Raw genomic sequence first — 6,212 nt, forward strand, 5'->3', positions numbered from 1 at the left:
TCGCCACCAGAAACAGCGAGCTGCCAAGAATGATGGCGCTGAAACCCGGTGAGACGTCGAGCATGTCGAGACCGACTTGCAGGAAGGCGTATACGAACAGCAGGGCGGTAAAGGCCAGCACGGTCCGTGCATATTTGCAGAACAACACCCCCTGATGCAGCGCCATCAGTCCGAAAACGCTGAGCGACGCCAGGCGCCAGTTGTCGCCGCGTGGAAATACCTCATGGATGAAAACGAACCAGCCGCTGGTCAGCATGATCACGGAGGCCAGGGCGAGCGGCAGGATCAGTTTCGGAAACTTTTTCTCGTGCAGCGCCGAGATCAGCACGATCAGCAGCATGTAGCCAACGCCCAGCGTGACCAGGACGCGCATCACGCTGCCCATCCGATTCCAGAACATGCCGATGTAGGTGCTGATGCCGGCGAGAATGAAGATCGCGCCGAGATAGGTGAACAGCGTCTTGGCAATTTCGCCGCCACTACGCCGGGCGGGCGCCGCCTGCGTCGGTGACGGGTCGCGATAGGCCACGGCCACTTCATCCGGCGTGATGTCATAGGTTCGCATCAGTTCGGTGATTTTGCCGAGTGCACCGGGTTTGTCGGTAACCTGCCTGACGCCGAACAGGGCGGCGACCAGCGGCCAGCCCCACCAACCGCCGCCGATAACGAACAGCAGCACCAGCAGCAGTATCAGCCAGCCCATCATCAGGCTATGCTCCTGTCGTCGAGCGACGCGCTGGTGTTTTAGTCCGCGCGCTCATGGCGAAACCACCCAGCCGATGAACCGAACCGTGTTGCCGTAGTAGGCGCCGTCGGTATTGGGCAGGCGGATGCTGCGCCCGCTTTTTACCAGTTCGGCTTGCGAACGGTAGCGGGAGGAATAGAACAGGTCGGTAAAGACGCGCCCCGAATAGCCGTCGGGGCCGGCGCTAAATGCGTAGCCATCGGGTGCCAGACTCGACGAATCCACTTTCAGTCCTGCGAGATCAGGCACCTCGATCGGCGTCACCCTGGGAATCTTCGGCGTTTCGACGGTGCTCCCGGTATTCGGCGCGAGACCCGGCGGCAGGAGCAGGGCGATTTCCTTCACCGCACCGGTTCTAGGATTGAAGCGCCAGAGTCGCGGATTCTGGTAGGGCTGATTGCTGCCAATGTAATTGACCTGGACCCGGTCGCCGACGACGGCAATCTGAAGCGTGTTCTGGGCATTGTTGTAATAGCCGTAATTGGTGGCGTACAGCACGTCATACTGCGCCGGTGCGACCAGCAGGACCGGAATGCCGGAGATCGCCAGGAACAGCACGACCAGCAAAAGCGGCAAACCGAGACCAAAAGCGATGGTCGGGTTGTCGCGGAAAACGTTCTTCATGTCGGGAATTCCTGTGGACTGCTACTGAACTGAATGAAGCTCAAGAGCGCCTCTCTGCCAATAGCGCAGCCCGCGTCACCGGGCTTTGCAGTTGCTCGAGCCACCATCGCAGTGCCCGCCCTTGGCTGCCCCTGCCGCTCTTGCGCCACGCGTAATAAAACTGAAGCTGCTGTTCCCCTTGTTCGATTTGTTTGACCACCAAGCGTCCGGTATCGATGTAGGGCTGTGCCAGGCATGTCGGCAGGAAGCCGACACCCAGCCCTCGAAGCTGCGCGTCAAGCTTCGCTGGCAGGTCCGGAACGGTCATCACCTCCTGGCCGGGCAATAGTCTGATCGTCAGGCCGTCGCCGCGTTGTGTCGAGTCGGCAAGCACCACCGCGCGATACGGGCGGATGGTTTCATCGGTCAATGGTTCAGGCGCCTGTGCCAGCGGGTGGTGAGGCGATACGGCGAAGACAAAATGAACCGAACCGAGCGACTCCCGCAGTAGGTCGGCCCGGCTACCGGCCTGCACGGCCACGCCCAGCGCCAGATCGGCCTGGCCCGATGCGAGCGCTTCGAGCGTGCCAGACAGCGTCTCGCTGCGCAGCTTGAGACTGGTCGGCGGTTGCAACGCAAAAAACGACTGGCAAAGCTCCATCACCGTCGCACGAACGATGATGCTATCGACCGCAATCGTGAACTGTGGCTCCCAACCGGTCGCCACCCGCTTGATGCGGTTGGCGACGGCATCGATATCGGCCAACAGTCGCGCACCCTCGCGCAGTAGTTCCTGCCCGGCTTCAGTCAAGCGGGCCTGCCGCGAGCTGCGATCAAACAGCAGGACATCCAGCGCGTCTTCGATCTGCCGCACGCGATACGTCAGTGCGCTCGGCACCATATGACTCGCACGGGCAGCCGCGGCAAAGCTGCCGGCCTTTGCAATGGTCTCAAGCATGGCCAGGGCATCGGGTGTCAGCACATCGCGGGCAGTCGGCATCAAAGTGTCGTTCATTCAATCATTTTGAATGATGCCATCAAATCGACAGCACCTGCAACGATACTGAAAAGGTCACCATGCATCTCATCAACCAGGAGGTTCACATGCTCACAGTTCGCAAGTCTCAGGATCGCGGTTACGCAAACCACGGCTGGCTCGAAAGCTACCATTCGTTTTCATTCGCCGGTTATCACGACCCGGCGCACATGGGCTGGGGCAACTTGCGGGTCATCAACGAGGACCGGGTGGCCCCCGGTACCGGCTTTGGCAAGCACAGCCACCGCGACATGGAAATCATCAGTTACGTTCTGTCGGGAAATCTCGCGCATCAGGACAGCATGGGCAATATCAAGGGGATTCCACCCGGCGACGTGCAGCGCATGAGTGCCGGCACCGGCGTGACGCACAGCGAGTTCAACCACGCCGAGGGCCAGAGCACGCACTTATTGCAGATCTGGATTACGCCCAACGTCACCGGCATTGCGCCGAGTTACGAGCAACGGCATCTTCCGGCAGAACGAATGCGAGGTGAGTTGTGCCTGGTGGCGTCGCCCGATGGAGCAGGAGATTCGGTCACGATTAATGCCGATGCGTATTTGTTCGCCGGCCTGTTCAACGGCACGGAATCCGCCACGCTGAACATCGACTCCGAGCGCAAGGCCTATGTCCACGTGGTACGTGGCGCAGTCGAGGTCAACGGCCAGCACTTGTCGGGTGGCGACGCCGCCCTGATCAGCGCGGAAAGTCGCATCGAAATCACGAACGGTAAAGACGCAGAAGTCCTGGTCTTTGACCTCGAGGCGTGAAGGTGAACATTCTTCCCAATCAACCCCTGCCCAATCATTCATCCGGATTGTGTCGTGCAAGGACTAGGCGCTTCTCGCCACCTTTTGCCGGCGTTTGCGCGCGGACAACAGCCAGCGTTTCAAGGCGATGTGGATCAGGGCGATCAGGATCAACGCCACGCCGAAGTAGAACAGCGTCGGCGCCCACACCTCTCGCGGTCCGGGAGGAAGCTGGGAACCGACGAGCCAGGGTTTCAGGAAGCCGGTCAGCGAGTTGCTGATGACGAAGGGTAGACCGATGGTCGAGAGAATATAGGTGAGGCGCTGGGTTTCCAGCGTGCTGGCGGTACGGATGGCGTCTTCCAGTTGCGAAACGCGGGTGTGCAGATTCTTGATGGCATCACCGACGCACCAGCGGGTTTCCAGTGCGGCCCGGAAGGCACGCACGTCGGCCCAATGGCTGCCGGGCTGATATTGGTAGCCGGCCTCGGTCAACCGGCTGCGCAGGGTGGCGAGATCACCCAGCACGGCGGCGGTAGGACGAGGTTTCCTGCCGGAGGTGCGCTCTTCAAACAGCGCGTCCAGTGCCCTCGCCACGTCGCGTCCGGTGCCGAGGGTCTGGAATACCCGCTCGAACTCTTCGGCAAGCTGCGGCAAGCGGAGACGTTCGGTGCGCCAGTCGTCGAATACCAGGACGCCTTGATCGTGGAGGATGGCAAAGCCGCCGTGCAGGGGCAGCACGTTGAACTCGTCCGGCACGGGCAGGTCCTCGACCTTGATCGGCTGTTGTTCGTCCTGGCGGGCGATGAGGGCAGCCAGATAACGCTGCACGCTCGGCAGGTCGAACAGCGCGCCAGACAGGGCAGCGTTCGGGAGCCAGCGCATCCCCAGCAGGAACTTGGTCGTGCCGTCGCCGTCGTCATGACGATAGGCTTTTCTCGCGCAAGCTTCGATTGGGATCGGCGAACCGGCGTGCAGGGCGTCTTCGACGCGCAGGCGTCGCAATGGACTGTACACCCGCCACAGGGCATTGACGACATCCGGCCAGGTCAGCCGGCTGCCCAGACGACCGTCCGGCAGGCGGCGAGGCGCCGCGAGCAGGGTGTGGCGGCCGTGGTCGTCCCACCAGGGTTGGGTGTACCCGGTGCCGGCCGGATAGCTGGCAATCGGACGGGCATTCCCGGTGGGACGCTGGTCTGCCCAGCGTTCGTTTTCCAGCCGTTCCAGTTCCCGCCACAGATCCAGCAGGTTGATGCCGGTCAGGGGGTTGACCGACACCACCATGTCATCACCGGCGCCGGCCATGCGCGGGTCCGGACGGTAGACGCCCATCACGGCGAAACCCTGCTGCGTGGGGCTGTGGCTGCGATCCAGCCGGGCGAACAGCTTGCGGGCGCCGCTCGGCCAGGTTTCCACCGTGAGGTAGGCATCCACCAGCACATCTTTGCGCGGTTCCGGACCGGCCATCGGTACCAGCAGTTGCAGGCAGGTAGAGCGGGGCAGCGAACGCAGATAATTCTGTTCTTCATTGCGCAGCAGCGCGGCGGCGCGGCGATAGGCTTCCAGTTCCCACATTTCCGGCACGGCCTCCGGCGCGATGTCCTGCAGCAGCAGGGCGGTGGTGAACTGTAGCGCCTCGCGCCAGGCACCGGCGAAATCGTAGCTGCGGCCTTTTTCTGACGGCAGCGGGGCAAAATGGCTGTGGGACAGGGCCGCCAGTAGCGCCGCCCAGGAAGTGTGCGGATTGTCGGCGACCATTCCCGTCAGTTCCCAGCGTCGCACGGCGGCGACCCAGCGCGCGACCTCGGGCTGGCCAAACGATTCCACCGGCACCCCGTTCATGACCGCGAGCCAGAACAGGAGCGCGAGCACCGAATCGGGGGAAGCGTCTTCGATCACCAGGGTGAGTTCGCCCAGTCGCCGACCCAGGTCGGTACCCTTTCCCCACACGGCCCGCCAATGCGCCGCCAGTTCCGGTGGCGGATTCAGGACCATTTCCGTGACGGTGGACGGATCGGCCGCGACGCCAAAACGCTCGGCCAGGCCTTTGTTGTTCAGACAGACGCCGGGATGTTCGACCGCTTGTTGGCGGCTACCCCATGCACCGACGCCGATCAGAATCTGATTCGTGTCTGCCCGGCGGCGAAGCGGATCGGGTTCGATTCGCCAATAGGGTTCTGCAATGCTCGTCCGTTCCTGAGCGAGCCATCCATTGAAGGCATGGAGAAAGGCGTGAAGCAGCATGGAAGCTCCGATTCTGGTGGAAAACGCGGTCGGCTTGCTGGCATTGACCATGAGTCATCGCGCGTCCACGGGTGCAAGGCAGGCTGGCGGCGCGCTTGCTGAAAAGCCAGGGTTGTTCGGCAAGGTGTGCAACGAGGCAGCGGCAGGATATGATGCGTCGCGTCCAACCATTCGATCACTGGAGATGCCATGCCTTCGATCCTGAACCTGCTCCTTGTCCTGCTCGCCCTGCTGGGTCCGGCGAGCGCCCTGGCCGCCGACAACGACCCGTACGCAGCGGATCGCCAGGCGCTGATCAGGATTTTCCGGGAAATAGAGGCGAGCATCAACGCTCAGGATGTCGACCGGATGGTCGCACAGATGGCTCCCGAGGCGACGGTGACCTGGCTGAACGGCGAGGTTTCGCGCGGGCACGCCGAGATCAAGGCTTACTACCATCGCATGGTCAAGGGCGAGCAGCGTATCCTCGACCGCTATCTCACCACGGCCAAGATCGGCGCTTCGGCTCATTTTTTCGGTCACGGCGAGGTCGCAGTTGCCGACGGGACGATGGTGGATGAATTCTTTCCAGTGGCCAGAGGCCCGTTCACCCTGAATTCGAACTGGACCTCGACCTCGGCGAAAATCGATGGGCAGTGGAAAGTGGTGTCGATGCACCTGTCGTCAAACGTGTTCACCAATTCGCTGATCGCCGAAGCGAAAGAGGCCATCTGGTGGGCGGCGGGCGGCACCGGACTCGCCGGTCTGGTGCTGGGATGGTTGATCGGCAGAATGCGGCGGCGAAGTTAACGGCCATGACTTTGCAAGACACCCCTGATCATGAAAGTCATGACCG

The 6,212-nt window shown here is 62.2% G+C and carries 5 protein-coding genes and 1 pseudogene; 2 read left to right on the forward strand and 4 right to left on the reverse strand.

Features of this window, described 5'->3' with window-relative positions; translation table 11 throughout:
• The 3 genes and pseudogenes from AW06_RS07225 to AW06_RS07235 form a co-directional block, all read right to left on the reverse strand.
• Positions 1-706, reverse strand: a pseudogene (locus AW06_RS07225) (hypothetical protein); the annotation flags it as partial.
• A gap of 51 nt (positions 707-757) precedes the next feature.
• Positions 758-1,369, reverse strand: coding sequence for a hypothetical protein (locus AW06_RS07230; RefSeq protein WP_034947912.1), 612 nt, complete (start codon positions 1,367-1,369; stop codon positions 758-760).
• Between the two features lie 40 nt (positions 1,370-1,409).
• Positions 1,410-2,363 (reverse strand): LysR substrate-binding domain-containing protein, encoded by a 954-nt coding sequence (locus tag AW06_RS07235; RefSeq protein ID WP_246148772.1) that lies wholly within the window; start codon positions 2,361-2,363, stop codon positions 1,410-1,412.
• Between the two features lie 89 nt (positions 2,364-2,452).
• Here AW06_RS07235 and AW06_RS07240 point away from each other — a divergent pair, with 89 nt between their 5' ends.
• A complete protein-coding gene (locus AW06_RS07240) occupies positions 2,453-3,154 on the forward strand; it encodes a pirin family protein (protein WP_034947915.1) in 702 nt (233 codons plus the stop codon).
• 63 nt (positions 3,155-3,217) lie between these two features.
• Here the strand turns inward: AW06_RS07240 and AW06_RS07245 are convergent, their stop codons facing one another.
• Positions 3,218-5,377: a hypothetical protein gene (locus AW06_RS07245; RefSeq protein WP_273704472.1), complete on the reverse strand. Its 2,160-nt coding sequence runs from the start codon at positions 5,375-5,377 to the stop codon at positions 3,218-3,220.
• A gap of 189 nt (positions 5,378-5,566) precedes the next feature.
• Here AW06_RS07245 and AW06_RS07250 point away from each other — a divergent pair, with 189 nt between their 5' ends.
• Complete coding sequence (locus tag AW06_RS07250) at positions 5,567-6,166, forward strand: nuclear transport factor 2 family protein (protein ID WP_034947920.1); 600 nt, start codon at positions 5,567-5,569, stop codon at positions 6,164-6,166.
• Positions 6,167-6,212 lie beyond the last annotated feature (46 nt).

The sequence above is a fragment of the Candidatus Accumulibacter cognatus genome, from assembly GCF_000584975.1.
Classification (GTDB): Bacteria; Pseudomonadota; Gammaproteobacteria; order Burkholderiales; family Rhodocyclaceae; genus Accumulibacter; species Accumulibacter cognatus.

Coding starts and splice junctions, on each gene's coding strand:
- AW06_RS07230 (WP_034947912.1), bottom strand. CDS start 1,369: ATGAAGAACGTTTTCCGCGACAACCCGACCATCGCTTTTGGTCTCGGT.
- AW06_RS07235 (WP_246148772.1), bottom strand. CDS start 2,363: ATGAACGACACTTTGATGCCGACTGCCCGCGATGTGCTGACACCCGAT.
- AW06_RS07250 (WP_034947920.1), top strand. CDS start 5,567: ATGCCTTCGATCCTGAACCTGCTCCTTGTCCTGCTCGCCCTGCTGGGT.
- AW06_RS07245 (WP_273704472.1), bottom strand. CDS start 5,377: ATGCTGCTTCACGCCTTTCTCCATGCCTTCAATGGATGGCTCGCTCAG.
- AW06_RS07240 (WP_034947915.1), top strand. CDS start 2,453: ATGCTCACAGTTCGCAAGTCTCAGGATCGCGGTTACGCAAACCACGGC.